This window comes from Paenibacillus piri (genome assembly GCF_004354045.1).
Taxonomy (GTDB): domain Bacteria; phylum Bacillota; class Bacilli; order Paenibacillales; family NBRC-103111; genus Paenibacillus_S; species Paenibacillus_S piri.
Map to the genome: position 1 here is coordinate 638,271 of NZ_SMRT01000001.1, position 26,453 is coordinate 664,723.

Annotated in this window: 24 protein-coding genes; 20 read left to right on the forward strand and 4 right to left on the reverse strand. The window is 55.9% G+C overall.

The window, feature by feature from the left end; all coding sequences use genetic code 11:
- Window positions 1-6: 6 nt before the first annotated feature.
- From phnG to E1757_RS02755, 8 genes are read left to right on the forward strand one after another with little or no spacing between them, the layout of a single operon-like run.
- The gene (gene phnG / locus E1757_RS02720; protein ID WP_165971924.1) at window positions 7-438 is read left to right on the forward strand and encodes a phosphonate C-P lyase system protein PhnG; all 432 of its coding nucleotides are present in this window, start codon (window positions 7-9) and stop codon (window positions 436-438) included.
- Window positions 425-1,180 carry a phosphonate C-P lyase system protein PhnH gene (phnH, locus tag E1757_RS02725; protein WP_133225271.1) on the forward strand — a complete coding sequence of 252 codons (756 nt, stop codon included), beginning with the start codon at window positions 425-427 and terminating at the stop codon, window positions 1,178-1,180. Before phnG ends, phnH begins: the two co-directional genes overlap by 14 nt.
- A gap of 1 nt (window position 1,181) precedes the next feature.
- A complete protein-coding gene (locus E1757_RS02730) occupies window positions 1,182-2,441 on the forward strand; it encodes a carbon-phosphorus lyase complex subunit PhnI (RefSeq protein WP_133225272.1) in 1,260 nt (419 codons plus the stop codon).
- Window positions 2,380-3,261 carry an alpha-D-ribose 1-methylphosphonate 5-phosphate C-P-lyase PhnJ gene (locus E1757_RS02735; protein ID WP_165971925.1) on the forward strand — a complete coding sequence of 294 codons (882 nt, stop codon included), beginning with the start codon at window positions 2,380-2,382 and terminating at the stop codon, window positions 3,259-3,261. Before E1757_RS02730 ends, E1757_RS02735 begins: the two co-directional genes overlap by 62 nt.
- Window positions 3,262-3,263: 2 nt before the next feature.
- Window positions 3,264-4,211 carry an ATP-binding cassette domain-containing protein gene (locus E1757_RS02740; protein WP_246078986.1) on the forward strand — a complete coding sequence of 316 codons (948 nt, stop codon included), beginning with the start codon at window positions 3,264-3,266 and terminating at the stop codon, window positions 4,209-4,211.
- A gap of 14 nt (window positions 4,212-4,225) precedes the next feature.
- Complete coding sequence (gene phnL, locus E1757_RS02745) at window positions 4,226-4,945, forward strand: phosphonate C-P lyase system protein PhnL (RefSeq protein ID WP_133225273.1); 720 nt, start codon at window positions 4,226-4,228, stop codon at window positions 4,943-4,945.
- 27 nt (window positions 4,946-4,972) lie between these two features.
- Entirely contained in the window at window positions 4,973-6,193 is a 1,221-nt protein-coding gene (phnM, locus tag E1757_RS02750) for a phosphonate metabolism protein PhnM (RefSeq protein WP_133225274.1), read from the forward strand.
- Window positions 6,183-7,148, forward strand: a complete 966-nt coding sequence (locus E1757_RS02755; protein ID WP_133225275.1) for a sugar phosphate isomerase/epimerase family protein — start codon at window positions 6,183-6,185, stop codon at window positions 7,146-7,148. The genes phnM and E1757_RS02755 overlap by 11 nt, the downstream gene beginning before the upstream one ends.
- A gap of 49 nt (window positions 7,149-7,197) precedes the next feature.
- Here the strand turns inward: E1757_RS02755 and E1757_RS02760 are convergent, their stop codons facing one another.
- Together E1757_RS02760 and E1757_RS02765 are read right to left on the reverse strand one after the other, a co-directional pair.
- Window positions 7,198-7,866 carry a class D sortase gene (locus E1757_RS02760; RefSeq protein ID WP_133225276.1) on the reverse strand — a complete coding sequence of 223 codons (669 nt, stop codon included), beginning with the start codon at window positions 7,864-7,866 and terminating at the stop codon, window positions 7,198-7,200.
- 100 nt (window positions 7,867-7,966) lie between these two features.
- The gene (locus E1757_RS02765; RefSeq protein ID WP_133225277.1) at window positions 7,967-9,574 is read right to left on the reverse strand and encodes an LPXTG cell wall anchor domain-containing protein; all 1,608 of its coding nucleotides are present in this window, start codon (window positions 9,572-9,574) and stop codon (window positions 7,967-7,969) included.
- A 277-nt stretch (window positions 9,575-9,851) separates the two neighbouring features.
- On the opposite strand from E1757_RS02765, the gene E1757_RS02770 reads away from it, so the two are divergent.
- From E1757_RS02770 to E1757_RS02820, 11 genes are all read left to right on the forward strand, one after another.
- Window positions 9,852-10,835: an aldo/keto reductase gene (locus E1757_RS02770; protein WP_133225278.1), complete on the forward strand. Its 984-nt coding sequence runs from the start codon at window positions 9,852-9,854 to the stop codon at window positions 10,833-10,835.
- 255 nt (window positions 10,836-11,090) lie between these two features.
- A complete protein-coding gene (locus E1757_RS02775) occupies window positions 11,091-11,774 on the forward strand; it encodes an MgtC/SapB family protein (protein ID WP_133225279.1) in 684 nt (227 codons plus the stop codon).
- A 36-nt stretch (window positions 11,775-11,810) separates the two neighbouring features.
- On the forward strand, window positions 11,811-12,815 hold the full coding sequence (locus E1757_RS02780) for a LacI family DNA-binding transcriptional regulator (RefSeq protein ID WP_133225280.1): 1,005 nt from the start codon (window positions 11,811-11,813) through the stop codon (window positions 12,813-12,815).
- 471 nt (window positions 12,816-13,286) lie between these two features.
- Window positions 13,287-15,149: a 3D-(3,5/4)-trihydroxycyclohexane-1,2-dione acylhydrolase (decyclizing) gene (iolD, locus tag E1757_RS02785; RefSeq protein WP_133225281.1), complete on the forward strand. Its 1,863-nt coding sequence runs from the start codon at window positions 13,287-13,289 to the stop codon at window positions 15,147-15,149.
- Window positions 15,150-15,185: 36 nt separating this feature from the next.
- On the forward strand, window positions 15,186-16,067 hold the full coding sequence (iolE, locus tag E1757_RS02790) for a myo-inosose-2 dehydratase (RefSeq protein ID WP_133225282.1): 882 nt from the start codon (window positions 15,186-15,188) through the stop codon (window positions 16,065-16,067).
- A 70-nt stretch (window positions 16,068-16,137) separates the two neighbouring features.
- Window positions 16,138-17,148 (forward strand): inositol 2-dehydrogenase, encoded by a 1,011-nt coding sequence (gene iolG, locus E1757_RS02795; protein WP_133225283.1) that lies wholly within the window; start codon window positions 16,138-16,140, stop codon window positions 17,146-17,148.
- 42 nt (window positions 17,149-17,190) lie between these two features.
- On the forward strand, window positions 17,191-18,015 hold the full coding sequence (gene iolB, locus E1757_RS02800; RefSeq protein WP_133225284.1) for a 5-deoxy-glucuronate isomerase: 825 nt from the start codon (window positions 17,191-17,193) through the stop codon (window positions 18,013-18,015).
- A 51-nt stretch (window positions 18,016-18,066) separates the two neighbouring features.
- Window positions 18,067-19,059, forward strand: a complete 993-nt coding sequence (iolC, locus tag E1757_RS02805; RefSeq protein WP_133225285.1) for a 5-dehydro-2-deoxygluconokinase — start codon at window positions 18,067-18,069, stop codon at window positions 19,057-19,059.
- 200 nt (window positions 19,060-19,259) lie between these two features.
- Entirely contained in the window at window positions 19,260-20,105 is an 846-nt protein-coding gene (locus tag E1757_RS02810; protein ID WP_133225286.1) for a class II fructose-bisphosphate aldolase, read from the forward strand.
- Window positions 20,102-21,550 (forward strand): CoA-acylating methylmalonate-semialdehyde dehydrogenase, encoded by a 1,449-nt coding sequence (locus tag E1757_RS02815; RefSeq protein ID WP_133225287.1) that lies wholly within the window; start codon window positions 20,102-20,104, stop codon window positions 21,548-21,550. The genes E1757_RS02810 and E1757_RS02815 overlap by 4 nt, the downstream gene beginning before the upstream one ends.
- Before the next feature lie 132 nt (window positions 21,551-21,682).
- On the forward strand, window positions 21,683-22,717 hold the full coding sequence (locus E1757_RS02820; RefSeq protein ID WP_133225288.1) for a zinc-dependent alcohol dehydrogenase: 1,035 nt from the start codon (window positions 21,683-21,685) through the stop codon (window positions 22,715-22,717).
- Window positions 22,718-23,034: 317 nt separating this feature from the next.
- Here E1757_RS02820 and E1757_RS02825 read toward each other — a convergent pair whose 3' ends face one another.
- Window positions 23,035-24,066: a LacI family DNA-binding transcriptional regulator gene (locus E1757_RS02825; protein WP_342774512.1), complete on the reverse strand. Its 1,032-nt coding sequence runs from the start codon at window positions 24,064-24,066 to the stop codon at window positions 23,035-23,037.
- 320 nt (window positions 24,067-24,386) lie between these two features.
- On the opposite strand from E1757_RS02825, the gene E1757_RS02830 reads away from it, so the two are divergent.
- Window positions 24,387-25,223, forward strand: coding sequence for an AraC family transcriptional regulator (locus E1757_RS02830; RefSeq protein ID WP_165971927.1), 837 nt, complete (start codon window positions 24,387-24,389; stop codon window positions 25,221-25,223).
- 97 nt (window positions 25,224-25,320) lie between these two features.
- Here the strand turns inward: E1757_RS02830 and E1757_RS02835 are convergent, their stop codons facing one another.
- Window positions 25,321-26,352 (reverse strand): LacI family DNA-binding transcriptional regulator, encoded by a 1,032-nt coding sequence (locus E1757_RS02835; RefSeq protein ID WP_342774513.1) that lies wholly within the window; start codon window positions 26,350-26,352, stop codon window positions 25,321-25,323.
- Between the last annotated feature and the right edge of the window lie 101 nt (window positions 26,353-26,453).

Below are 26,453 nucleotides of genomic sequence, written 5' to 3' on the forward strand. Positions count from 1 at the left end.
GTGAAAATGTCACAAATAACGCGCGTTTTAATCGAGGGCGATCCTGGATTGCTGGCGCGTCTTTGCGGACAAGTGGAGCGGAGCTATGAGGTTCGGACCGTCAGGCAGCCGGAAAAAAGCCTCGTGATGAGCAAGGCGCGGGACTCGGTATCACGGCAGCCTTTTTTCATGGGAGAAATTTTGGTGACCGAATGCACGGTCGAGATCGGAGAGGTTTACGGCTTCGGAGTGCTGATGGGGGAAGATGCGGAAAGAGCTTACCAGTTAGCGGTAGTCGACGCGGCGCTGCATGCCAAGCTCCCGATCACCGAGTCCTGGACCGCGCTGCTGTTTGAAGAAGAGCAAAATATCGCGCAGCGGCACCGGAAGGAGCACAATCAGGCGATGAAGTCAAAGGTGAACTTTGACACGATGGAGGAGTACAATGCCAAACGTTGAGGAAGCGGTGTTTGACCGGGTGCATGACACTCAATTTATGTACCGGCAGCTGCTGGATGCGTTGGCGCGGCCGGGTCGAATCGGCAGCATTGCAGAGCCCGGCTGCAAGCTCGCACTGCCCGGCAGCGGGCTGAACATGGCGGCTGCGCTGGCGATAACGCTATTGGACGGCGAGGTCGGTTTTGCGGTATGCGGCTGCAGCTGCGCCGGGGGAGAAGCCGTTATAACGGAGCTGGAAGACTATATCCGCCGGCACACGTTCAGCAAAACTGCCACCGTGGAGGACGCGGATTATGTGTTTGCCTGCGGCTGCTTGCCCGATGATGATATTCACGCTGTGATGGAGATCGTCCACCGCGGGTCGCTGACCGCGCCGGAGCGGGGTGCGACGCTGTTCATGCAGGTCGATTTCCTCGCCGCCGCTGATGTGGACGGGAGCGTTGGGCCGGCCGGGGAAGAAGCGGAGGGCAGCATCTGGCCGGAGCCGGCCGTGGCAGCATCGGAAGGCGGCGCCGGCTTGAGACCGGCTGAAAAGGGAGCGGATGGCGTTTGGCTGCTTCAGGGGCCGGGCATTCGCGGCAGCCGGAGGCTGACTATCGGCGGCATGAGTCAAGTATGGTTCGATGAGCGCGCCAAAGCGAACGCGGAATACCCGATGGGCATCGATATGATATTGTTCACGGCAGACGGGCAGCTGGCCGCACTGCCGAGAACGACTCTGATCCGAAAGGAGCGTGCGTAACATGGCTTACGTTGCTGTTACCGGCGGGCAGGAAGCGATAGCCCGTGCGAACGAGCTGGTCGGCTGCTACAGGCTAAGAGGCTCGGAGCACAGCCTCGATGTCAAGCAGCTGGAGCGGCAGCTTCGATTGCTGGTCGACCGGATGATGGGCGAAGGCGGGCTGTATGCCCCCGAGTATGCCGCTCTTGCGTTAAAGCAGGCGGAGGGCGATCCCGCGGAGGCGGCCTTCCTGCTTCGGGCCTACCGCTCGACGCTGCCGAGAAATCATTATTCGCGGATGATGGAGCCGTCGGAGATGCGGGTGATCCGCCGCATCTCCTCCTCTTTTCGCGATATTCCGGGCGGTCAAGTGCTAGGCCCGACTTACGATTATACGCACCGGATGCTGAACTTCTCCTTGCGGGGAGAGAGCGCTGCGGATATCGCCGCCGCGATGCAGCCGTTTATGGAGGATACGTTGGACGGAATGGCGGAATACAGCGCTGAAGGCGACAGCCGGTATTCGTTTAAAAAGGTGGCGGATTTGCTGCGCGAGCAAGGACTCATGGCGCAAGTCCGTTCAACCGGGGCGCAGGAGCGGGAAGAGGAACCGTTCGACATTACGCGGCAGAAGCTGACGATTCCCGCCTCAAGATCGGCCCGTCTGCAATCGCTGGCCCGCGGCGAGACGGGAGCGATGACGGCTCTTGCTTACAGCAGCATGCGCGGATACGGCGTCGTGCATCCGACGATCGGAGAGCTTCGCGTCGGCTACACGCAGGTGCACATCCCGCATCCGTTTCGGCAAGCCGGCGAAGCCGGGGAAGACAGCGGCGATAGCGTGTACATCGGCGAAATGCTGATGACCGAGGTGGAGACGATCAATTCGTTCAAGCAGGATTCGGAGTCGGGAAACGTGCAGTTTATTTTGGGCTACGGCTTATGCTTCGGCCAAAATGAGCTGAAGGCGATCGCCATGGCGATTCTCGAAAGAAGCCTGGAGACGAAGGGCGCAGCTCCGGCGCAGGACGAAGAGTTCGTGCTGCTGCATATCGACAGCGTGGAATCGGGCGGCTTCGTCTCGCACTTGAAGCTGCCGCATTATATTACGTTCCAATCGTCGCTGGACCGGATCAGACAGGCGCAGCAAACGCAAATGACGCGGCGGGACGACAAGCAGTCTGAAGGGCCGCAAGCGAAGCCGAAGGAGGAGAAGACAGATGCAAATGACCGTGCGAAAGCAGAACGCGAATCAGGGGCCGTTTCAAGTATCGGCATATAACTTTGCCTTTTTGGATGAAGGCTCGAAGCGGGAAATACGCCGCCAGTCGTTGAAGGCCGTGGCGATACCGGGATATCAAGTGCCGTTTGCATCCCGTGAGCTGCCGATTGGCAGAGGCTGGGGCACCGGCGGCTTGCAGCTTACGCTTTCGCTGCTGGGACGCGACGATACGTTCAAGGTTATTGACCAGGGCAATGACGATAGCGTCAATGCGGTCAGCATCCGCAGGCTTGTGGAAGAAACAAGCGGCATTCGGACGACGGAGGATACGGCCGAGGCCTCGATCATTCAATCGCGTCACCGGATTCCGGAGGAACGGCTGGGCGAGGAGCAAATTCTCGTGCTGCAGGTTCCGCAGCCCGAACCGCTGCGCAAGGTCGAGCCCCGCGAGGAAATGACCCGTCGCCGCCATGCGGAGATGGATTACAGCGCGATGTGGCTGACGCTGTACGAAAGCATCGTCCGCTGGGGCAGCATTACGCTGGGCGCGGACTATCCGGTCATGGTGCACCGCCGCTACATTATGGCGCCGAGCCCGATTCCCCGCTGGGATAACGAAAAGCTGCATCAGGCCGACCATCTCAGCTTGTTCGGAGCCGGCCGCGAGAAAAAAATTTATGCGGTTCCCCCTTACACGGACGTGACGCCGCTGCAGTTTGAAGACTACCCGTTCGAAATCGAAACATTCGCAGGCCGTGCCTGCCGTCATTGCGGCAGTGCGCATACGTTTCTGGACGAGGTGACGGATGAAACGAATGCGACTGTCTATCAATGCTCGGATACGGCCTACTGCCAAAAGCGGCAGGGAAAGAGAGGATAACGATGTCGATCATGGAATCCTATGTTCCCGAGGAGCTCGCGGGCGCGAATGAAGCGGCCGTTCCGGATGAAGCTTCAACAGATTCGGCGGCGGTCTCGGCAAGCGACATAGACGTCGAGATCCCGCTGCTGCAGGTGCGCGGGCTCAGCCAACGGTTCGGCCCCGGCTGCGCGTATTGCGCCGAGCCGACAATCCGCGGCGAGGAAAGCAACCGCTGCCCGCGCTGCGGCAGCATCTGGGCTTGCCGCAGCTTGAGCTTCGAGCTGTACCCCGGCGAAATATTGGGGGTCGTTGGCGAAAGCGGCTCAGGCAAAAGCACGATGGTCAAATGCCTCTATTTCGACGAGCAGGCTTCGGCAGGCAGCATGACCGTATCCTCGTATGAGAACGGCTCGGTCAACTTATTTACCCGGTCGGCACAACAAAAGCGGTATATCCGCAATCATGTGATGGGGATGGTATACCAGAATCCGTATCTCGGCCTGCGCATGAACTTCTCCAGCAGCGGCAACATTGCGGAAAAGCTGATCGCGGCGGATCATTTTCATGTAGGACGAATTCGCGAACGCGCGGCCGATCTGCTCGGCAAGGTGGAAATCCCTTTATCGCGGATGGACGAACCGCCCCGCAATTTTAGCGGCGGCATGCAGCAGCGCGTGCAAATCTCGAAGGCGCTTGCCAACAACCCGCCGCTGCTCTTGCTCGATGAGGTCACGACAGGCCTCGATTTATCCGTTCAGGCGAAGGTGCTCGATCTGATCCGCAGCATCCAGCGGGAATTGAATGTGGCGATGATCGTCGTCTCCCATGATTTGGGCGTGATCCGCATGCTGGCCAACCGGACGATGGTGCTCCGCCAAGGGTTGATCGTCGAGCAAGGCTTGACCGACCAAATTTTGGAAGACCCGCAGCATCCTTATACGCAGCTGCTTGTTCATTCATTATTGTAGAAAGCGGTGATTTCATGCTGAAGGTGGAACGATTAACGAAATATTTCGAACTGAACATATCCCGCAGTATGAAGGTACAGCCTTTTAACGACATTTCGTTCGAGGTGGAGCAAGGCGCGTTTCTGGGCATCGCCGGGCCGAGCGGCATCGGCAAATCGTCGATTTTAAAATGTATCTACCGCACTTATATCCCGACAGCGGGTAAAGTTTGGTACGATTCGGCGAAGTACGGAACGATCGATTTGGCTCGGGCGAGCGAACGTCAAATCACGCATTTGCGCGTGCGTGAAATCAGTTATGTATCGCAGTTTTTGAAGGTTATCCCCCGCGTGTCCGCGGAAGACGTCGTAGCTGAACGGCTGCTTCCGTTTGGACAGTCTCTGGAACAGGCGCGGGCGGAGGCACGGCAGATGCTGAAGCGGCTGAACATTCCTGCGTCACTGTGGGAGGCGTATCCGGCCACATTCAGCGGCGGCGAGCAGCAGCGGGTCAATCTGGCCAGGGCGTTCATCGTGCGTCCGCGTCTGCTCATACTCGACGAGCCGACCGCGTCACTGGACAATGAAACGAAGCAGCATGTGCTGGATCTGCTGAACGACATGAAGCGGCAGGGTACGACCATGATCGGCGTATTCCACGATTGGGATGTGATGGGCAAGGTGGCGGACCGCATCCTGGACCTGCGCACGGTTCAAATGAGCGCCGAATACAAGCAGTTGGCCGAAGCGGAGTAAGACTTAAGCCTGAAAGGGGAGACAGCTATGAGTCGAATTCGAAAAATAGTCGGAGGCAATATCGTCACGCCGAGCGGAATTGTAACGAACGGGACGCTGGTTATTGAAGACGGGGTTATCGCGGACATTCAGCCTTTTAGCGGCGTCGGCTCTGCGGCGGATTGCGACGCTTCCGGTCTATGGGTCATGCCCGGCATGATCGACGTGCACAGCGATGCGATCGAGCATGAAATGAGGCCGAGACCGACCAGCCGGTTTCCGCTGCCGTTTTCCTTTTACGAGCTGGAACGCAAGCTGGCCTGTCAGGGCATCACGATGATCTACCATTCGCTCAGCATGCTCGGGGAAAATTCGGATAATGAAGCGCGCCGCAATCAGAGCGTCAAATCGTTTGTCGAGCAAATTGTCGAGCTGCGCCGTCAGCATCACTTGATCCGCCACAAGGTGCATCTCCGGTTTGAGATTACGAATTTGCAAGCCGTTCCCTTTATTGAGGAATTAATGGAAGCGGGATATGTCGAGCTGCTCTCGTTCATGGACCATACGCCCGGACAAGGGCAGTACCGCGACCTTGAAATACAGAAGAAATTCATTATGGAGCGGCAAAAGAAAACGGAAGCCGAGGTGGTGCAGCTTCTGGAGGAGCGGAAAAACCGCCCGAAGGTCGACGGAGCGCAGCTTCGGCGGCTGGCCGGGCTTGCCTGGAGCCAAGGCGTTCCGCTCGCTTCCCATGACGACGATTCCATCGCCAAGCTCGATCTGGTCACGGAATGGAACGCGGGGATCAGCGAGTTTCCGGTCGATATGGAGGTTGCCCTGGAGGCCAAACGGCGCGGACTGCAGGTCGTCATGGGAGCGCCCAATGTAATGCTGGGCCGGTCGCACAGCAACAATTTATCGGCGCAGGAAGCGATTCATGCCGGTGCGGTCGACATCTTATGCTCCGATTATTATCCCCCGGCAATGCTGCGCGCCGTATTTCTGCTGCATCACCAAGGGCTCGGTCTGCCCGAGACGGTCAATATGGTCTCCCTGAATCCGGCCAAAGCGCTCGGGCTGGACGCCGTTACGGGCTCAATCGAAATCGGCAAGCGGGCCGATCTGCTGCTCGTCAAGGAGCACAAGCAAAGCCCGGTTATTCAAAAGGTATGGGTCAACGGGCAATTGGTGTGCCAAATGGATTATTTGACAGGCAGCGGTCCCGCCGCGGCCGCCGAAGGGAAGGGAGCGGAATACATTGAAGCTTAGAGGCGCGGGAGTCAGTCTGCTGTCCAACGATACCGTAAGCCAATTCGATAAGCTGCGGGCCAAGCTGGCCAAAGTGAAGGAAGCGGGGTTCGACGCGGTCGAGCTGCCTATCGCCGGAATGAAGCTGATTGTGAACGGAGCGATCGACCGGGCGCGATTGGATGCTTATGTCGGGCTTCTGCGCGAATTTCCGCTGCAGGTGACGGTTCACGCTCCCTTTGATATGAACCTGTTCCGGCAGGATCACCTTCAATCCGAGCAGCGGGTGTTTATGGCTTCGCTTGAGATTGCAGGCGCCATCGGGGCGCAAATGATGGTCTATCATGTCGGCCGGTTTGTCGGGGAGGAACAGTTCATGCATCCCCATACGTGGAAAATCTATTCCGAATCGGAGAAGCAGCGACTTATGGAGGAGGAGATCGAGTTTCTCCGGCTGGCCGGCAACCGGGCGAGGCAGCTGAGCCTGCGGATCGGCATGGAAAATATGCGGCCGTACCTGGATTGCCGAGACTATTGCTACTCGGTTATCCCGCAGGCGCTGGCGCTTCAGGTCGAAGCCATCAACCATCCGCATGTCGGGATCGCACTCGATGTCGGTCATCTGCATATGGCCGTCCGCATGTACGAGCTGAATCTCAGGCAGCAGCTGGAAGCGATGCTGCCGTATGTCATGCATTTGCACATTCACGATAATTTCGGCAGGGCGTCGTTCTCGACGGAAAAAAATCAGTACGAGCTCGTCCAGCTCGGCCGTGGCGATATGCATGTCCCGATCGGGAATGGCGAGGTGCCGATTCGGGAAATAGTTTCCATGCTTGCTCCGACGTTCGATGGCTTTCTCATTCATGAAATCCGCGATCAGTATGAGTCTGTTTGGGCCGAGCTGCCCAAGCGGTTCGACCAGCTCCCGGACGCCGGTACGGCGGGTGACGGCTTGCGCACGTTTGCCGGATGACTGTAAAAGCGCAAGAAAAAAGCAAAAGCATGGCCTCCCATACGGGAAGTCATGCTTTTTGCTTTAGCTGTGCGTGTAAAATGAGCCGTTGAACGCCTTCCTCATCGCAAGTAATGAGGGTAAGAATTCGGTCGGTGTCATTGCGATTCAGCACGGACAAGTCTGTCGGCTCCACCAGCTTCTTTTCATAAATGACGTAGTCGTACGTTTTGCCGCCGGACTCGACGGTAATATCGTCTCCAGGTTCAAGCTCTTCCAGCCGGTTGAACATGCGGCCGTACGAATAGCTGCGGTGGCCGGCTATGACCGCATTGCCGATCTCGCCGGGAAGCGAGGTGCCGGGAATATGGCCCGGTGCGTCCTTCAGATTGTCCACGCTGACGCCCTCGACAAACGGAAGCTTCAGCTTGATGATATCGATCTTGATCGTTCCGAGCGCTCCCGTTCCTGCTGTGGACGCCGGTTTCGGCTTTTCCGTCCTGGCGGCTTCCGGCGTCTCGGCCGCTTCCGGGCTTTGCGACCGGATCGTCGAAGCCTGCACGAGCAGCCGCTTCAGTTCATCGTCCGCGGACGGTGAGGCTGCAGCGGATGAGGCTGCGGTACGGTCCAGGCTGCGGAGCAGCCGCTCCTGCTGAAGATCCTTCGCCCACAGATGGATGGTCGGAAACAGCAGTATAGCGAGACCTGCAAGGATCAATGGGATTGCAAACTTACGCATTGCTTTCTCGCCTCCATCATTGATGCGGCCTTGGCGGAATAGCGGGAAGGGATGGAGGAGCCGTTAAGGCTCCTCGCATGACTCCACGCAGTGCTTCCGATCAGGAGCGGCCTTTTCTTCTGAGCAGCAGGGAGCCCGCCAAGGTCAACAGCGCGCCTGCCGCATACATGCCGTAAGGAGCTTTCTCGCCGGTTTTCGGCAGCACCGAAAGATCCGCGTCCGACGGCTTCGACAAGACAGGCACCCCGCCGGCTTTGATGCCGCCGGTACCGTCTCCGCCTGCCGGTACGGTTGGCGCAGGCGCTCCTGAGCCGCTGCCGGCAGAACCGGACCCGCCTGTTCCGGACCCCGAACCCGACCCGGATCCGCCTGTTCCGGAGCCCGAACCCGAACCCGACCCGGATCCGTTTGTTCCGGAGCCCGAACCCGATCCAGATCCGCCTGTTCCGGAGCCCGAATCTGACCCGGACCCGGATCCGTTTGTTCCGGAGCCCGAACCTGACCCCGAACCCGATCCGCCTGTACCGGAGCCGGATCCGCCCGAACCTGTCCCTGAGCCTGTACCGTTGCCGTTTGAGGAACCGGGCGTTTTGGAGCCGGATGTGCCGGACGAACCGATAATCTCATAGCCTTGATGTTCGGAGACGACCATATGCTGGGCCTCGCCATGATTTTCCGCAAGCGTAACTTTTTCGCCTGGTTGAATCTTATTGGAGCCGCCTAGATCCGTCCCTTCGATTCTCCAGTTCAAATTGACGACGGAATCGCTTGTATTTTCGGCAATCCACGACCATGTGTTCGTCGTTTTATCGGTTGGGACCAGCGTGACATTCAGCTTTTTCATCACGACGGCGGACAGTTCCGCGGAGCTGCCGTTGACCGGCTTCCACGCGCCGCCGGATTCTTTGCCCCACAGTACGATGGACACGTCCTTAGCGGTGTTCTGGACGATTTCAAGACTGTACAAATCGTTATTTTTCGGCAAATCGACTTCTACGCTCTGTTTTCCGGCGTTATAGCTGCCGTTCTTTTTCGTGTAGATGGTCCGCCCGTTATCGGTTTTTTTGTAGACAATGACGTCCAGATCGACAGGAGTTTTGCCCTCCGAAACCTGGAAGGTGACCGTCGCTTTGCCGGCTGCGTCCGTACTCGCTACATCCGTCAATACTTTATCGCCGCGTACGGTTTTCTCCGAGCCGCCTACGGCGGCATTTTTGGCAAGCTTCCATTCTTTATCGGAGGATGCCCGCGTTGCGATTACGACTCTGGAATTGTCCGGACGTTTGTACGAAGCTTCCAGCACATATTCTTCCGGCTTGGGAGGCAGCTCGATAGCGATGGAATATTGGCCCGACGTATATGTACCTGTTGCTTTGGAATAAAGGGCGGTGCCGGTAGCCGTCTTTCTGTAACTGAAGAAATCGATATCGGTCGCATCTTTCAAATTGGATACCGAAAAGGAAATGATGCGCTTGCCGGCGTCCTCCGCGTCGGAAATCGCCGAAATATCGACGCTGGTCGCGGCCGTCTGGATTGCCGCAGAAGCAGTCGAGCTCCCGGTATTCGACTTGGTTTGCGAATCCACTGCGTATACGGATGTACCCACATTGTCCGCCAGAGCGGGCGCAGTAAGGCTAAGGAGCGCCAATGTGCTCCCCATCACCCAAAACGCAGGCTTTCTCATTCGCTTGGATACGTTTTTTTTCATACAATCACCTCGTTATGGAATATGAATCTTACATTAGATCATGTATATGTATTCTTCAAACTATTAAACCAATTCGAAGCAATTCAATCGAATAAGTCCGCGTGCTTTTTGAAAAAATTTTCCAAAATTTTCTGCGGTCCGCTTTGGCTTGCATGTCCGCTACTAACTATAACGTAAGTTAGTCAACTATAGTTGCGTTATTTTGACTTTACGGTTTACAAGGTATAATGAGACCATAGAAGGCAAAAATGTGCCATGGAATAGAGGAGGAACACAGATGCAATATCGGCAATTGGGATCGACGGAGCTTTCCGTCAGCGAGGTGAGCTTCGGCACATGGGCGATCGGCGGAGCTTGGGGGAAGGTCGACGACAACGAGTCGCTGCGCGCCTTGGCGCGCGCTATGGATGCGGGCGTCAATTTTTTCGACACGGCGGATGTGTACGGCGACGGCCACAGCGAGCGGCTGCTGGCGAAGGCAACCAAAGGCAAAGAGGACCGCATTCATATTGCCACCAAGTTTTGCCGTGCGGGTAACATTCATGACCCGGCGATTTATACCGAGGCATCTGTCAGGGCCTATTGCGAGCAAAGCTTGAAACGGCTGGAGCGCGAGCGGATTGATCTGTATCAAATTCATTGTCCGCCCATTGAGATTTTACGCGACGGGTCGGTATTTGCAGTGCTCGATAAGCTGCAGCGGGAAGGAAAAATACGCCATTACGGCGTCAGCGTGGAGACGGTCGAGGAAGGCTTGCTCTGCCTGGAGTCGCCGGGAGTCAAAGCGCTGCAAGTCATTTATAATTTGTTCAGACAAAAACCGCAGCGGCAGTTGTTCCCGAAGGCGAAAGAGCAGGGTGTCGGAATTTTGGTCCGGCTGCCGCTCGCTAGCGGCTTGCTGACGGGCAAATTCAAGGTGGACTCCGTGTTTGAGGAAGGCGACCACCGCAATTTTAATCAAAACGGAGACAGCTTCAACGTCGGCGAAACGTTTGCCGGCCTGCCGTTCAAGAAAGGCGTTGCATTAAGCCGCGAGCTGGCTTGGATCGCCGAGGGCAGAGGCAACATGACGCGGGCCGCGCTGCGCTGGATTCTCGATAACCCGAATATCACATGCGTGATCCCGGGCTTTAAAAATGTCGCTCAGGTAGAGGACAACTTGGGCGTGCTGGAGGCTCCGTCCTTTAGCGCTGCCGAGCTTGAGCGGCTGCAGTCGTTTTACGAGCAGGAAGTGCATGCGCATATCCGGGGCGGCTATTAACAGGCTGTTCTGCAAACAAATAGGCTCAGCCAGAAGGGTCCCCGTTTCCGGTATGGAGACGGGGATTATTTTCGTGTGCCGGCTCAAGCGCTTATTTTTCATGCGATGGTTGGAAAAGGATTGATAACCGGGCGGCTTTACACTATACTAGCAAGAAAAAGACGTTAGGGGAAAGCGCTTTACTGTCCGGCATTCGCATCCAGTTGCCTGCAACCTGAAACGTCATTCGGCGAAACGGAAAGAAGGGCTGCGCTGATGATGTACGATATTTTGATAAAGCTGTGCATATCTTTGTTTTTAGGGTTTTTGATCGGGATAGACCGTCAGTTGAAGCATAAACCGCTCGGCATGAAAACGAGCATGGTTATTTCTGTCGCCAGTTGCCTTATTACGATCGTATCGATCGAGTCGTCGCACCGGTTCGCGATTCCCGGGCAGACGAACATGGACCCGCTGCGGCTGGCCGCACAAATTGTGAGCGGCGTCGGTTTTATCGGGGCCGGGGTTATTTTGCGCCGGCAAAACGACGTTATTTCCGGGCTGACGACGGCGGCTATGGTATGGGCGGCTTCTGCGCTCGGCATCGCTTCGGGGGCGGGCTTTTATTATGAGGCGTCCGTGGCCGTGGTTCTGATTATCGTGTCCGTAAATTTGCTGCCGCTGGTTATCAAGCTGTTCGGACCGACCAAATTAAATGAGCGCGATCTATCCTTGAATGTCGTCGTGGAGCACATTGACGCGATGACCGCCTTGATCGGGCAGCTGCAAAACGAATCGATGCGCGTCAAGCACAGCAAGGTGAAGGATGTGAATGACGATCTCCAGCAAATTCATCTGGTCATCTCGGCATCCAGCAAAGTTCCGATTACCGAGGTTTATCAAAAAATCCGGCAGCTGCAGCATGTGAAAGCCGTCGAGGTGGAATATATCAGCTCGTAGAAGCAGCGTATCAGGAAAGGGGAAGTAATTGATTTTATGAAGCGCACCATATATGATGTGGCCGACGCAGCGGGCGTCTCGATCGCTACCGTATCCAAGGTGATTAACGGAACAGGGCGCATCAGCGATAAAACGCGCAAGCATGTGATTGCCGTAATGGACCGTCTGCAGTATAAACCGAGCATGGTCGCTTCCGCGCTGACAGGGAAGAGCACGTATACGATCGGACTTACGCTGCCCGATCTCGCCAACCCGTACTTCGCGGAAATCGCCCGGGCGGTCGAGGACCGCGGCCATGAGTACGGCTTTAGTTTATTTATTTGCAGCACGGATAACGATCCGGAGAAGGAGGACCGATACTTTTCCCTGCTGACGCAGAAGAGGGTGGACGGGATTATCGTGGCTACCCGCACGACCAAGGAGCTATTCCTCAAACAGCTTGTCCAAAGAAAAATACCGATCGCCCTGATCGCCGGCGAAATGCCGTCGCTCGCGCTGGATGCGGTTATGGTGGACGATTACCTCGGCGGCTATCAGGCCGGTTCGCATTTGGTCGAATTGGGCCATCGGCGAATTGCCATATTGGCCGAGGATATGGAGCATGTCAGCAACCGGGAACGCATCCGCGGCTGCGTGCAGGCGATGCAGGATGCCGGCATCGCCAATGACGAAGCTCTGACGCGAGTCGGCGGGTTCTCGCTGGACACCGGCAGAGCCGCCGCCACCGGTCTGCTGACCGGTCCGGAGCCGCCGACGGCGCTGTTCGCCTGCAATGACCTGCTTGCCATTGCCGGCATTCAGGCGGCGCGGGAGCAGGGGCTGCAGGTGCCTGCGGATTTGTCGGTCGTCGGCTTCGACAACACGATTTTGGCGACGATGATCGACCCGTCCCTGACGACGGTCGCCCAACCGACGCAGGAAATCGGCAGACAAGCGGTTGACCTGCTCGTTCAGGAAATCCGCGGCGAGAAAACGGGGAAGCAGCGTGCCGTGCTGCTGCCCGAGCTGATTGTGAGGCAGTCGACCGCAGCATTGCCATAGCAAGGGCGAGGCTTTGAGGCTTACTGCTGTGCCGTACGCGAGTGAACTCGTTCAGCTTTGCTGAACATCAATCAGATGGGGACTCTACCCCACCTGATATTCAAGGCCCACCTTGGAGGTGGGGGTCTTAACCCGATAAAGTCGTAATCGAATAAATTAGGCAAACGCCGCATATAGGTAAGCATGCAGACCGTCCGGGCAGCCGGACGGTCTGCATGCATTACCGGAAAGTATAAGTTCCATACTTTGCTTTGCAATTTTGATACACGAGCCCGCCATTGAAGGACGGCGAAACCGTTTATTATGAGCGTTCTACAGGGCGGCTCCGAATGGCTTGTGGCCGGGTGTCAGGAAGTTGCACTTTAGGCCATTTTGATGATTGACAGTCGTAGTACACCTCATGGTATAATAAACCTGGCAGGGAAAGCGCTTAACCTTCATTTAATTAAAACGTTAGGATGTGAGTTGTGCATGGCAACGGTTCGCTTAACGATGGCGCAGGCATTAATCCGGTTTTTGAGTAATCAGTACATTGAGTTTGACGGGCAGGAAACCAAATGCTTCAAAGGCGTTATGGGCATTTTCGGTCATGGCAACGTGACGGGCGTCGGTCAGGCGCTGGAGCAGTATAAAGACGAAATCTTATATATTCAAGGCAAAAATGAACAAGGCATGGCACATGCGGCGATCGCTTTCGCCAAACAGAGCAACAGGCTGCAAATGTTCGCCTGCACCTCGTCGATCGGTCCGGGTGCGCTGAACATGGTGACGGCGGCCGGGACGGCGACGGTGAACCGCATTCCGCTGCTCCTGCTGCCGGGCGATACGTTTGCCAGCCGTCAGCCCGATCCGGTGCTTCAGCAAATCGAGTATCCGCTCGATTATACGGTGACGGCGAACGATGCGTTCAAGCCGGTCAGCAAGTTTTGGGACAGGATCGTCAGGCCGGAGCAGCTGATGTCGTCGGCCATTCAGGCGATGCGGGTGTTGACGGACCCTGCCGAGACCGGCGCCGTCACGTTATCGCTGCCGCAGGACGTACAATGCGAAGCGTATGACTATCCGGCGGACTTTTTCCGCAAGCGCGTGCATCGCATCGACCGCAAACCCGCCGCAGTCCCGGCCGTTGAGCGGGCCGCACAATTGATCGCCGGCAGGAAGCGTCCCGTGCTTCTGTGCGGCGGCGGCGTCCATTACTCGTTGGCGACCGAAGCGGTGCGCCGCTTTGCCGAGCGGTTCGGCATCCCCGTCGTGGAGACGCAGGCCGGCAAGAGCGCGATCTCGTGGGAGCATCCGCTCGCCTTTGGCGGCGTCGGTGTAACCGGGACGCTCGCAGCGAACCGCCTCGCCGCCGAAGCCGACCTGCTGCTGTGCGTAGGGACCCGGCTCGCCGATTTCGCTACGGCTTCCAAAACCGCCTTCCATCCGGAAGCGGCGGTCGTTCATATCAACGTATGCCCGATGGATGCGTTCAAGCTGGAAGGGGCGGCGATTGTCGCCGATGCCGCGGCCGGATTGGAAGCGCTGTCGGAACAGCTCGCCAAGCGGAATTACCGGTCTTCTTACGAAGCCGGAACGCTTGCCGCTTTACAATCGCAATGGAATGACGAGGTCGACCGCCTGTACAGTCTCGACATGGAGCAGGGGCTGGCGCAGACGCGCGTGCTGGGCGAGATCAACCGGTTTATCGGTTCGAAGGACGTCATTGTTTGCGCCGCAGGCAGTCTGCCCGGCGATCTGCACCGCGTATGGAGGACGACGGAGCCGAAAACGTATCATATGGAATACGGCTTCTCCTGCATGGGCTACGAAGTATCCGGCGCCTTCGGCGTGAGGCTTGCGGAGCCGGGCGGCGAAGTTTACGCGCTGGTAGGCGACGGCAGCTACCTGATGCTGCATTCCGAGCTAGTGACGAGCATTCAGGAAGGCCGCAAAATAACGGTTCTGCTGTTTGACAACCATGGCTTTCAATGCATTCACGGCTTGCAAACAAGTCAGGGCGGCGGCAGCTTCGGCAATGAGTTCCGCCGGCGCGGCGACGGGGCACGTCAGTTGAACGGCGATTATATGCCGATCGATTTTGCCGCCCATGCCCGCAGTATGGGAGCCGCCACGTATTCCGCCACAACCGTGGAGGAACTGCGCGACGCGCTTGCCAAGGCGAAGGCCGAGCCGGGCACTACGCTGGTCGATATCAAGGTGCTGCCCGGAACCGGCACCGACGGCTACGAATCGTGGTGGCATGTCGGCGTTTCCGAAGTATCCGAATCGGACAGCGTGCAGGCTGCCTACGAGAGCATGAAACGGAAGCGGGAAACCGCCAGAGCGTGGTAGCGCTGCTGCAGTCTTAATCCAAGGAGGCTTAAGGTAATGAAGGTCAAATACGGCATTTCCGCAATCAATTGGGTAAATGAGGATATTATGGCGCTTGGCGACCATTACACGGCAGAGCAAGTGTTATCGCAAATGTCGGAGCTGGGCTTTGAAGGGACCGAGTTTTGCCGCAAATTTCCGCGCGACCCCGACACGTTGAAGCAGCTGCTTTCCCGCTATGGGATGGTATTGACGTCGCAGTGGAAATCGGTCCATTTTAGCGATAGGTCCAAACATGCCGGGGAGCTGCAGTCGTTTCGCGAGCATGCCGACTTTTTATATGAGATGGGCTGCAAGCATGTCGTTACGTGCGAAACCGGCAATGCGTTTGAGGATTTGAGCAAAAACAGCGTGCATATCGAGCCGCTGACGGATGAGCAGTGGAGCGGCATGGTTGAAGGGCTTCACGAAGCGGGCCGTTACTGCAAGCAGCTCGGCATGAAGCTGGTCTATCATTTTCACGGGGAAACCGTCGTGGAGAGCAGGGAGGAAATCCGGCGTCTGATGGACGCGACCGATCCGGAGCTGGTTTACATGCTTTACGATACGGGCCATGCGTATTTCGGAGGCAGCGATCCGCTGGAAATTTTGCAAGCCTACTATGATCGCATCCCCTATATCCATTTGAAGGATGTCCGTAACGATGTACTGGAATGGAAGCGGGCGAACGGCATCCGGTTCCGCGAGGCGGTTCGCAAGGGCATTTTTACCGTGCCGGGGGACGGGGCCATCGATTTCGCGCCGATTTACAGCGAGCTGGCGAAGCGCGGCTATGAAGGCTGGATAACGATTGAGGCCGAGCAGGACCCTGCAATTGCTGAGCCTGTAACCTACGCGCGCATCGCGAAGCAGTATTTGTCGCAGATTACGCCGGCTTGACGAAAAGGAACGCGTAAAGGTTAAGTAAATTTTTCAGGCTTGCAGTTTATTTTGAAAGAGGTCAGCACTTATGACAAAAATAAAAATCGGCATTATCGGCGTTGGCCGAATCGGCAAGCTGCATGCAGGGCATCTCGTACGGCAGCCGAATGCGGAGGTGAGCATCGTTTCGGACGTAGCGGTTACGGAGGAGCTGCGGCAGTGGGCCGCAGAGCTGGGAATTCCCCGCATCAGCGCGGATTACCGGGACGTATTGCGGGATCCGGACATACAGGCGGTTTACATTTGCTCCTCTACGCATACGCATGTTCCGCTGATCGAAGAAGCGGCGGAGCAGGGCAAGCATATTTTTTGCGAAAAGCCGGTCAGTATGGATTACGTGCAGACAGAGCGCGCGCTGGAGGCCGTCAAAAAGCACGGCGTTTTGCTGCAAACCGGGTTTAACCGGAGGTTCGACCATAACTTCAAGCGGGTCCGCGATTGCGTGCAATCCGGACAAATCGGCGATCCGCATCTGATTAAAATAACGTCCCGCGATCCGGCTCCGCCTCCGGCCGACTATATCCGTGTGTCCGGCGGACTGTTTATGGATATGGCGATCCATGATTTCGACATGGCGCGGTTTGTTGCGAACAGCGAGGTACAGGAAGTATATGCGCAGGGGGCGGTATTGATCGACCCGGCGATCGGCGAGCTGGGCGATATCGACACGGCGATTACGACGCTCAAGTTCGCCAACGGCGCGTTGGGCGTTATCGACAACAGCCGTCAGGCCGTATACGGCTATGATCAGCGTGTAGAGGTGTTCGGCTCGGCGGGCTGCATTCAGATCGCCAACGACCATTCGAATACGGCCGAAATCAGCACCAAGGATGCCGTATTCCGCGACAATCCGAAATATTTTTTCCTGGAGCGCTACGAGCAGGCTTATGCCGACGAAAACCGGGCCTTTCTCCAAGCCATTGCGAGCGGCGGGCAGACGCCGGTTGACGGCAACGACGCGCTGCAGGCGGAACGTATCGCCGCTGCAGCCAAACGTTCCTTGCAGGAAGGCAGGCCGGTTAAGCTGGAAGAACTGTAAATCTGCGCGAGTAAATCGATAAATGAGGAGGACTCACTCAACATGGCCAAATCCGAATTGATCGTACCCGGCGCTCCGGAGCCGGGAGCCAACGGCAGCATGGTTACCGTGACGCCGGCATCGGCAGGATGGACATATGTAGGCTTTGAAGTATTCCGGTTGACGCCGGGCCAGTCGTTTCAACGGGAGGCGGACGGTTCGACGGAGCTGTGCGCGGTACTGCTGAGCGGCAAGGCGAATGCATCCGCAGGCGGCAAGAGCTGGAGCGGGATTGGCGAGCGGATGAGCGTGTTCGAGCATAAGCGGCCGTATTGCATATACGTTCCACCGGGTCAACAGCTTGAGCTTGAAGCGTTAACCGGCGTCGAGCTTGCCGTTTGCAGCGCGCCGGCCGAAGGGAAGCTGGAGGCACGCCTGATCGAGCCGGAGGACATTGAAGTGGAAATTCGCGGTCAGGGGAATACGGAGCGCCGCATTCATCAAATTTTACCTGAAACCAAGCTTGCGGAAAGCCTGCTCGTCGTCGAGGTGTATACGCCGAACGGCCATTGGTCCAGCTATCCGCCGCATAAGCATGATGAAGACAATTTGCCTGCCGAGTCGTATTTGGAGGAAACGTACTACCACCGGATTCAGCCTGAGCACGGTTTTGCCGTTCAACGCGTATATACGGACGATCGTTCGCTGGATGAGACGCTGATCGTCAATAACGGCGACACGGTGCTCGTCCCGCGGGGCTACCATCCGGTATCCGCGCCTCCGGGCTATGATGTGTACTACTTGAACGTCATGGCCGGACCGGTCCGCACGTGGAAGTTCCATAACGATCCCGACCATGAATGGATTTTTAACGAGTGGAAGAAGTAACTCGCTGCCGGCATCATATTTCATCGATTATGAACGGAAGGGGGCTCGGACATGAGCCTGTTATCTTTTGAGCAAATCCGCACTCTCGATTTTATCGGTTTAGGCCGTCTGTGCATCGATTTGAATGCGAATGAAATCCATCGTCCGATGGAGGAAACCCGTACCTTTACGAAATACGTCGGAGGCTCTCCGGCCAATATTACGATTGCGGCAGCCCGGCTCGGCATGAAAGCCGGCTTTATCGGCCGCGTGTCGGACGATCAGCACGGCCGGTTTATTACCGGCTATTTGCGCAAGGAAGGCATCGATACCTCCAGTGTCATTACGGACCGATCGGGCACGGTAACGGGGCTCGCGTTCACTGAAATTTTGTCGCCGACGGAATGCAGCATATTGATGTACCGCGACAATGTCGCCGATTTCAAGCTGGAGCCGGGCGACGTCTCCGAGGCTTACATCAGCAGCGCCAAGGCGATTCTCATTTCCGGCACGGCGCTGGCCAAAAGCCCGTCGAGAGAAGCGGCGTTCAAGGCGATCGAATTGGCGAGAAAGCACAAGGTCGTCGTCTTTCTCGATATCGATTACCGGCCGTACAGCTGGACTTCGCGCGAAGAAGCGGGCATTTACTGCGGACTCGCCGCCGAGAAAAGCGACGTAATCCTGGGCGGTAGAGAGGAATTTGATCTGATGGATGCCGTGTACGGCACCGCGGAGCGCAGCGACCGGGCGACGGCCGACCGCTGGTTCGGCCATCACGCCCAAATCGTGCTTGTCAAGCACGGAGGAGACGGCTCGGCGGCATTTACGAAAGACGGCCGCGTGCTGACGGGCAGAACGTTCCCGGCCAACGTCGTGAAAACGTTCGGTGCGGGCGATTCGTTCGCCGGCGCGTTTATTTACGGGCTTATGAACGGCTGGGATATCGGACGCTGCCAGGAGTTCGGAAGCGCGTCCGCTTCGATCGTCGTATCCAACCACAGCTGCTCGGACGCCATGCCGACCGCAGAGCAAATACAGGCGGTCATTGACGCCAATCCGGCATAGCGACATCATATGCTTGTGCAGACAAGACCGTTATTAAGTCATATTATATAACTATGGTAATTTTAGATTGCCGCTCGCTAAATGGAGTCTGGCTGCTGCAGGTATGAGGCGGGCAGATCTGGCCGGTACTACAGTTCCGGGTATGTTCGATTGACTGGCCCATTTTTCTGCAAGCGCAGCGGGAGGGGAGGTAGACATATATGCTAGTTACGTTAAAAGAACTCGTTGACCGCGCGGCAGCGGGCGACTATGCCGTGCCTGCATTCAACGTTTACGGCTACGAGGATATTGCTCCGGTAATTCGGGCGGCGGAGGAGCTCGGCGCGCCGGTCATCCTTGCCGCCAACATTCCGGCGATCAAGCATATGCCGCTCGACTATTTGGCGCCGCAAATGCTTGCGGCCGCACAGGGCGCATCCGTGCCGGTATGCGTTCATCTCGACCACGGCAAAGATTTGCCGTCTTGTATGGAGGCGATCCGCCACGGCTTCAGCTCCGTCATGTATGACGGATCGCAGCTGCCGCTCAAGGACAACATCCGGACGACCGAAGAAATCGCCGAATATGCGCATGCGCACGGCGTTTCCGTCGAAGCGGAGATCGGCTCGGTCGGCTACTCCGATCCGTCGATCGCGATGAAGCACATCCTTTCCGATCCCGAGGAAGTGGAGCTGTTCGTGCGCAAAACGGGGATCGACGCCGTTGCCGTATCCGTCGGGACGGTGCACCGGATGGAAACGCAGGGCGCCAGCATCGACTTCGGGCTGCTGCAGCGCATTGAAGACAGCGTTCGCGTTCCGCTTGTCATCCACGGCTCGAGCGGTGTGCCTGATGCGGATTTGACCAGGCTCGTCAAGACGCGCGTCGGCAAAATCAACATCGGCACTGCGCTACGCATGGCTTTCGGCCATACGATGCGGGCCGAGATGGAGCGCAATCCGCAGGCATTCGACCGGGTCAGCTTGTTTCAAGAGCCGATGAAGGCGGTCGAAGCGGCGGCCAAACAAAAATTGATCCTTATGGGATGCAGGGGGAAAGGGCTATGACCGTACCGACATTAAAAAACTGGATTGGCGGCGAGTGGGTCGCAGCGGCATCCGCGCCTGTTGTAGAGGTACCGAATCCGGCTACAGGCGAACCGATCGCCATGGTGCCGCATTCGACGAAGGAAGATTTGGACCGCGCCGTAGCCGCCGCCAAGGCGGCTTTCCAGGAGTGGAAGCAGGTGGCGGTCCCGCGCCGGGCAAGAATATTGTTTAAATACCAGCAGCTGCTGGTCGATCATTGGCAGGAGCTGGCTGAGTTGGTAACCCGGGAGAACGGCAAGGCACTCTCCGAAGCGCTGGGCGAAGTGCAGCGCGGCATCGAATGCGTCGAGTTTGCCGCCGGAGCGCCTACGCTGATGATGGGCAGCACGCTGCCGGATATCGCGACGGGGCTCGAGTCGAACTTTCACCGTTACCCGATCGGAGTCGTCGGCGGCATTACGCCGTTCAACTTTCCGATGATGGTCCCCTGCTGGATGTTCCCGCTTGCGATCGCCTGCGGCAACACGTTCGTGCTGAAGCCTTCGGAACGTACCCCGCTGCTGGCCAATCGGCTGGCGGAGCTGTTTGCCGAAGCCGGGCTGCCGGCCGGCGTGTTGAACATTGTGCACGGCGCCCATGATGTGGTGAACGGGCTGCTGGAGCATCGCGATGTGAGCGCGATCTCATTCGTCGGCTCGCAGCCTGTGGCCGAATACGTGTACAAAACCGCGGCCGCGGGCGGCAAGCGGGTGCAGGCGTTGGCCGGCGCCAAAAATCACTCAATCGTCCTGCCGGACGCCAATCTCGATCTGGCGGTCAAAGAAATCGTCAATGCGGCGTTCGGCTCCGCCGGCGAGCGCTGCATGGCGACTTCCGTAGTCGTAGCTGTCGGCTCGATTGGCGATGCACTGGTTGACAAACTGGTCGAGGCGGCCAAATCGATCCGCATCGGCAACGGCATGAACGAGGGCGTGTTTCTCGGACCTGTCATCCGTGACTCGCATAAAGTCCGTACGCTCGGCTACATCGAGAGCGGCGAGCAGCAAGGAGCCAAGCTCGCGCTGGACGGCCGAAACGCTGCAGAAGCTGCAGGCGCCGGCTATTTCGTCGGGCCGACCGTGTTCGATCAGGTGAAGCCGGGAATGAAAATTTGGAGCGACGAGATTTTTGCGCCTGTCCTATCGGTTGTCCGTGCCGACAGTCTGGATGAGGCGATCGAGATCGCCAATCAGTCGGAATTTGCCAACGGCGGCTGCCTGTATACGGATAGCGCCAAGGCGATTCGTCATTACCGGGAGCATATCGATGCCGGAATGCTTGGCATTAATGTCGGCGTACCTGCGCCGATGGCGTTTTTCCCGTTTTCCGGCTACAAGAAATCGTTCTACGGCGATCTGCATGCCAATGGCAAGGACGGCGTCGAATTTTATACGCGCAAAAAAATGGTGGTTGCCCGCTACTAATATCTGGAAACTCATTACCGGACGTTTCCGGCGATCCGTCGGCGCTTGCCGCCGACAGGCATTGACCGGGGTCCGGACATGGATGCGAAACGACACTGTTTGACGCCGAAAGTCCGAAAGGAGAAATAACGGATGAAAGCTCTTGTAAAGACCGAGCCCGGCCCGGGCCATGTCGAGCTGATCGATGTGCCGGAGCCGCGCTGCGGCGAGCATGACGTCAAAATCGAAATCCGGTATACCGGTATTTGCGGTACCGATCTGCATGTTTTGCACGATACATTCAAAAATTACCCGCCGGTTATTTTGGGACATGAGTTTTCCGGCGTAATCGCGGAAACCGGCTCCTCGGTAAGCAGCGTGCGTATAGGCGACCGCGTCGCCGTCAATCCGTCAACTGCCGTCACCTGCGGCCACTGCGACGACTGCCGGCAAGGCTATTATATGTTTTGCCCGATTCGTCGCGGTATGGGCCACGGCGTGAACGGGGCGTTCACGAAATATGCGGTTGTTCGGGACGACCAGGTGCATAAGCTGCCGGACGACGTGACATTGGAGGAAGCCGCGTTAGCCGAGCCGCTCGCTTGTGCCGTGCAGGCAGTGGAGGAGCTGACGGACATTCATCTCGGCGACACGGTGCTGCTGTCGGGGCCGGGGCCGATCGGCACGCTGTGCCTTCTGCTGCTGGTCGCCAAAGGCTGCAATGTGATCGTCGCCGGAACGACGCAGGACCGGCTGCGCCTCGAGCTGGCGCAGCAGCTTGGCGCCGCGCTGACCATAGACGTGCTGCAGGAGGATCTGCAGCAGGTGGTCCAGCGCGAAACCGGCGGCCGCGGGGTCGACGTCGCCATGGAATGCGCGGGCGTCGAAGCTTCCGCGGCTGCCTGTTTGCAGGCGGTGAAGCGTCGCGGCCGCTACGTTCAGGTCGGTATCTATGGCAAGGAAATCCGCATTGCCTTCGATACGATCCTGTACAAGCAGCTGATTGTGGCGGGCACGCTGGCCCATTCCATGCAGACGTGGAGCCGCACCCTCCAGCTGCTCCGCCAGCGAAAACTGCCGCTAGCGCATACGATTACGCATACGATACCGTTAAGCCGCTGGCAGGAAGGCTTTGCCCTATGCGAAAAGAAGCAGGGCTTAAAGGTGCTGCTGACTTACGATGAGTAGTGGAAGCGTTCCGTTTCCCGGGGATAAGGTTATGCCCATTGCAATGAAAATGAAAAAGCATCATTCGACGTGACCTCGCCGAATGGTGCTTTTTCATTGTACGAACTAATCGAACGCATGCCTCTGGACGGCCGGGTAACGGCGCGGGAGGCAGCATAAATCGTGCAACCGGTAAGTGTGACGATTAAAGTAGTTGAAATAATCAAGAGTTTAGAGATTTGCAGCAGGTGTGGAAGCGCGATAGCAACTTCGAGGAGTAGCTTAAAGCTGCATCCAAGCTAGTTGCTAAAGGCCACCACGGCCCGCTGAATCGTGCCTTATCGTGCCATATTCCGAGCCGTGCTGTCCCTGATGATCAACTCCGGCTTCTTCGGCATTTCTATGGTTACCGGCTTGCCCTCAATCCGCTGCAGCAGAAGATCGACCAGTTTGGCGCTGGCCCAGGAAATATCGTAGCTGACGTTGGTCAGATTCGGCCGCAAGCTCCGGAAAAACTCGGAAGGACCAAAGCCGATCACCGATACATCCCGTGGCACCCGGTATCCATTGTCTGTGAAGTAGTTCAAGGCGGCAACGGTTGTGATTTCGTTGGAAATCATAAGGGCCGTCGGCCTTTCCGTCTGAAACAGCATATGGATGCCGTTATAGCTCTCATTCATTTGCCCTTGGACTTTGACAATCATTTCCTCCCTGAACGGAACATGGTACATATCCAGCGCCTTCTTGAAGCCTTTAATACGGTCCGCATTAAAGGGCAAATAGCCTCCCTTCACGTTGCCTACCAGGAAACGAATGTCCGTATGGTTCAAATCCAGCAAGTATTTGCCGGCAATAAACCCGCCTTCAACATCGTCCGAAGACACGTAATAGTGGTCTTCGGGTTTGTCCGAATACTTCATGTTAAAGACATAAGGAATTTCCGCCTCCTCCAGCAAGGAAGTCAGTCCGTCGTTATGCGATGGGCTAAAGATGATAAATCCGTCCGCCACCTGATTTTTGATCACTTCAAAATACGACTCGGAATCTCCTTCTGCGGAAGTGATAAGCAATATGTTATATCCTTCCTTATGGGCTTTCTCCGTCAGCGCTTTGAATTGAGCCTGGAATCCGGCATTGAACATGATATGACTGATATGAGATTGGCTGATGACGAGGCCGAGGATGTAGCTTTTACCGGATTTGAAGATCCGGGCGGTTTGACTTGGAATATATCCTAGACTCTCTATAGCGTCCAACACATTCTGCCTTGTGCGGGGTTTGACGAGAGCAGATTGGTTTAATACTCTGGATACGGTAGAGGTCGTCACTTTCGCTTTCTCAGCTACATCGCGGATCGTGGGCTTTTTAATTCTCCTTCACCCCTAACAAAAAATAAATAACCTAGAATGGGAACGATATCATTATAACAGTTTTTTTCGATAAAAACATCCATTTTCCGATTTGAATTCTCCCCAAAATCGAGTTGACATACGTGATGAGTAGTAATAATATGAAAACATAAGTGCTTATAAATATGCGAATTCAAAAATGGCAACGATACCATTTTTGACTCAATACCCCGCAATTAGGTCCTATCCGCATTCCGTTATGTACACCCCAAGCCAGATGTTGAAATCAGGTTATCTGAGCTATATCATCGATCAAAAAAACGAGAGAAGAGGGGATGGCAATGCAACATTCATACCGAATTATGGAGAAACCGGTTCAAAATTATAGCTTCTCCGACGTGGTCCCTGTATATTATCATTCTTCTCAAAGCCCTCGCACCGTGCCGCAAAACAGACCGAACCTGACGCAGAAGTTCGAGAGCAGCATGTCTAATGAATACGCTAATGTAATCGAGTTGGAAGAGAGACTAAGTAAGACGGTCATGAAATGCACTGCCAGAAAGCTTCGGGAAACAATGGACTCTATCGCTATTTCCTTGGATTACATACAGCAGGCAGATACGGTGGCCGCCCGCAGGGTTTACCTTCAACTGATCCACGCCATGATTCGAACGATATACAAATCCGGTATCTCTCTCCACGAAGTATTGAGAAATCATGCCGACTATCATGCCGACATCGAACAATTCCAAACGAAGCAGGAGATTCATGAGTTTGTTGAACAATTGTGCATTTCGATTTGCAGTAATTTAGCCGATCCGCGTATTGACAAATATCACCGGATCGTATGGGAAGTCACATCCTACATTGATGAGCATTTTAATCAGGATTTCGGATTGGGGCAATTGTCCGAGCGAATGAATTGCTCTTCAACCTATATTAACCGTTTACTGAAGCAGCACACGGGCAGCACTTTTTACAACCTGCTCACAGAGAAGCGCATCATTCACTCCAAACAGCTGCTGTCCATGAATGATTTGACGATTAACCGGATCAGCGAGGAAGTGGGATATAATAATGTGCACAGTTTCATTCGCGCCTTCAAACGCAGTGAAGGAATTACTCCTGGTCAATTTCGCGAGTTTCTGATGGGAGATGGGATGGAATTCGAGTGCTGACGAAGCGAACAAAAACTCCGTATGCAGCGACCGGATCGAAATCGTCGGCGCTTCCCACATACAAAGTTTTATTCAACGGCCTTTGCAGGCAAGCTTTTTACGGCCTAAAATTACGCATGGTGCTATCCCTAATAATCAGCTCGGGCTTTTTAGGCCATTCGGGAGTTACCATCTTGCCTTCGATCCGCTGCAGCAGAAGATCGACCAGCTTATCGCTGGACCAGGTGATGTCATAGCTGACATTCGTTAAATTCGGCCTGAGATTCCGAAAAAATTCCGAAGGTCCGAAGCCGATCAAGGATACATCCTGCGGCACGCGAATCCCATGGTCGTGAAAATAGTTTAAGGCAGCCACCGTCGTTGTTTCGTTGGAAATCATCAGTGCAGTCGGCCAGTGTGACTGGAACAATTGATGAATCAGATTGTAGCTTTCCTCCATTTGTCCGGGGATGCCGACGATCATTTCCTCTTTGAACTCTATGCTGTACTCATTCAGTGCCCTCTTGAAGCCGTTAAGTCTGTCCACATTGAAAGGCATTAGGCTCCCCTTGACAACACCCACGATAAAACGAATATCCGTATGGTTCAAATCCAGCAAATACTTGGCAGCCATGTATCCACCCTCAATATCATCGGAGGAGACGTAGTAAATGTCTTCAGGATTGGTGGAATATTTCATATTGAACACATACGGAATGCCTGCTTCCTCGAGCAAAGAGGTCAATGATTCGTTTGCAGACGGGCTTAGTATGATAAAACCGTCGGCTACCTGATTTTTGATGACCTCGAAGTAGGAATCACAGTTGGCGTCGGTGGAGGAGATAATCAATATATTGTATCCTTCGTTATGCGTTTTGACGGTTAGAGCTTTGAACCTCGCTTGGAATCCGGCGTTATAGACGAGCTCGCTAATATGCTGCGTACTAATGACAAGTCCAAGGATACGGCTCCTACCGGTTTTGAACACTTGAGCCGTCTTGTTAGGAATATAACCGAGACTCTTCACGGCTTCCAGCACCCTCTGTCTTGTGTGAGGCTTAACAAGACTGGAATCGTTCATCACCCGGGAGACAGTGGAGGGCGTTACATTCGCTCTTTCAGCGACATCATGAATGTTCGGCTTCTTAATGGTACGATCCCTCCTTCAATGTCGATTTCATCCGATTACGACTTTATCGGGTTAAGACCCCCACCTCTAAGGTGGGCCTTGAATCAGGTGGGGGAGAGTCC